We start from the raw sequence: 2,668 nt of genomic DNA, 5'->3' as shown, positions 1-2,668 counted from the left end.
CCCGCTGCCACGGCAGCGCCCGGGGGGCGAGGTGCGCGAGTCCGAGGCTGTTCTCGACCTCCGAGCTGTATGTGTACTCGGTGCAGTGCCTCACGCGGTACTTCATGACGCCACCGCCAGCAGCTCGGTGAGCGACAGCGCGGTGATCGGCTGCGCGGTCGGGCCGCTTGCGAAGTGCAGGTCGGCGACCGCCTCGGCCAGCAGCCGCAGCTGGGCGATCGTGTCGTCCAGCAGGCGCTCGAGCCCGTCACGGTGACCGTCCGAGGTCGACGCGAGGGCTGCGGCATCCGTCTCTGCCAGCGTCTGCTCGAGCTGCTCCAGCAGACGCTCGGGGCGCGTGGAACCCGTCGATCGGGGGAGCGCCGTGAGGCGCGCGCGCAGCTCGCCCAGCGCGAAGGCCACCGAGCGCGGGTTGCGGGCGTCGAGCAGCAGCAGCTCGAGCACGCCGTACACGCGCACGTTGCCGCGGTAACGGCGACGCTGGGTCACGGCGCTCTCGGCCGAGGCGAGCACCATCTCCAGCACCGACAGCTCGACGAACCGCTCGCGCTTCTCGACGACCGTGGACCGCAGCAACAGGCACACCTGCAGCGACCGCTCGATCCAGCGGCCCGCCTCGATCGCCAACCAGCCGTCGTCGCGGATCATGTTCGCCGTCACCGCCTGCAGGGACAGGATGCCGGTGAGCATGCGGCCGGCGCCGTCGGCGATCTGACGCTGGCCGGAGGCGCGCAGCTCGCCGAGCGCACGGTCGCTCGCCGCGACGCTGCGCCACACGTCGTTCGAGAGCTGGTCGCGCACCGCCTCGAGCGCGAAGCGCAGCTGCGCGAGCGACTGCGCCGCGGTGCCGGGTCGGGATGCCTCGACGATCGCCGACCGCAGCTCCTGGTGCACCGTGCCCGGCCGTCGCCCGATGAGGCGTTCGATCGCGGCCATCGCGACCAGCACGGCGTCGTCGGCGGCCGCGTCGCCCGCAGGCAGCCGGTCGGCGTGCGTGTGCACCGCCACGACGAGGCGCAGCAGGTCCTCCGCCCGCTCGGCGTAGCGGCCGATCCACCACATGTCCTCGATCGCGCGGGGTCCGAGCGCGGGGATGACCCCGGAGACCGACACCGGCTCGAGCTCGAGCAGACCCTGGTCGGGATCGCCCGGCGTGCTCTTCATGACCCAGACGTCCTTCGAGACCCGGCCCGGACGCTGCGCGTGCGCGACGTTGGCCAGCCCCCCGACGAGGGGGCGATAGGTCGAGCCATGCCGCAGCGTGAAGGTGCGCAGCGTCACGGGGGCGGCCAGCGCCTGCCCATCGGCACCGCACACCGGCGCCTGCGACAGGGTGAGCACCTCGTGCCCGGCCCAGCGCCACGGGTTCTCGCCGATCAGCGCACGCACCGCGTCGGGCGAGGCATCCGCGTCGGGCATGCCGGCGCCGTCGATCGTGCGCACCGCGAACGACTCGTCGTCGAGGCGGGCGAGCAGCACCTCGAGGCCAGTCGCGTCGCCGCCCCACCAGGTCGCCGGTGTCGACAGCCGCAGCTGCTCGCCGAGCAGACGCTCACAGAGCTCCGGCAGCACGGGCGACAGCGCCGGGTTCTCGAGCACGCTCGCGCCCAGTCCGTTCACGACCCGCACGCGACCGCGGCGGATGACCTCGACGAGACCGGCGACCCCCAGCCGCGAGTCGGAGCGCTGCGTGAGCGGGTCGCACCACGCGGCATCCACCCGTCGCAGGATGACGTCGACGCGCTCGGTCGGGCGCACCTCGGGCCAGCCCGACGGCTTGACCCAGAGCCAGCCCTCCCAGACGACCAGATCGCTGCCCTGCACGAGCGGGAAGCCGAGGGCTCCGGCGAGGTAGGCCTGGTCGTACGCGGTCTCCGACAGGGCGCCCGGGGTGAGGATCACCACCCGCGGGTCGGCGACCCCCTCGGCCGCGCTCAGCAGGCTCTGCCGCAGCGCCGCGAAGTAGGGGTCCATGCGGTGCAGCCGGTGCTCCTGGTAGAGCTCGGGCAGCACCTGCGAGATGACGCGCCGGTTCTCCCGCGCATAGCCGAGGCCCGACGGCGCCTGGGTGCGGTCGGTGAGCACGCACCACTCGCCGGACGCGTCGCGACCGAGATCGGAGGCGAGCAGGAACAGGGATGTCTCGCCGGTGCCCGCGCGCACGGCGGAGCGCACGTAGCCCGCGTGCCCGAACACCGCCGCCGCCGGGATCGAACCGTCGGCCAGCAGCGTCTGCGGGCCGTAGAGGTCGGCGAGGATCGCATCGAACAGCTCGGCGCGCTGCGCCAGGCCCGCCTCGATGCGCGTCCACTCGTCGGGGGCGAGCACGAGCGGGACCGGGTCGAGCTGCCACGGCTGCGCGTCACCGCCCGCGGGGGCGTACGTCACTCCGTCGTCGACGAGGAACTGCCGCACCTCCGCCTCGGCCCGCTGAAGCTCCGCGGGTGTGAGCGCGACGACGCTCTCGGCCATCGCCTTCCACGCCTCGCGCAGCGTGCCGTCGGGGGCGATCACCTCGTCGTACCGCACGCGCGCGAAACCGCTCCCGCCCAGCGGCAGGGCCGGCTGGGCGAGGGTGGCGGCGTAGTCGCGGATGACCGTCACGGGCGGGGCGCCCTCCTGAGGTCGAGGGTGTGCGGGTAGTCGGCGGTCGCGGCGGCGCGCCCGC

General features: G+C 74.0%; 2 protein-coding genes. Both read right to left on the bottom strand.

All coding sequences use genetic code 11. From position 1 onward, the window contains the following. On the bottom strand, positions 1 to 106 hold a 106-nt coding region (locus ASG00_RS16560), incomplete at its 3' end, for a transglutaminase N-terminal domain-containing protein (RefSeq protein WP_327037469.1). Next, complete coding sequence (locus ASG00_RS02660) at positions 103 to 2,604, bottom strand: circularly permuted type 2 ATP-grasp protein (protein WP_056206642.1); 2,502 nt, start codon at positions 2,602 to 2,604, stop codon at positions 103 to 105. The genes ASG00_RS16560 and ASG00_RS02660, both read right to left, overlap by 4 nt. Between the last annotated feature and the right edge of the window lie 64 nt (positions 2,605 to 2,668).

The organism is Microbacterium sp. Leaf351, from assembly GCF_001423825.1.
GTDB classification, from domain to species: domain Bacteria; phylum Actinomycetota; class Actinomycetes; order Actinomycetales; family Microbacteriaceae; genus Microbacterium; species Microbacterium ginsengisoli.
Note: the sequence above shows the minus strand (reverse complement) of the source record. Positions and strands in the feature narration are given on the sequence as shown.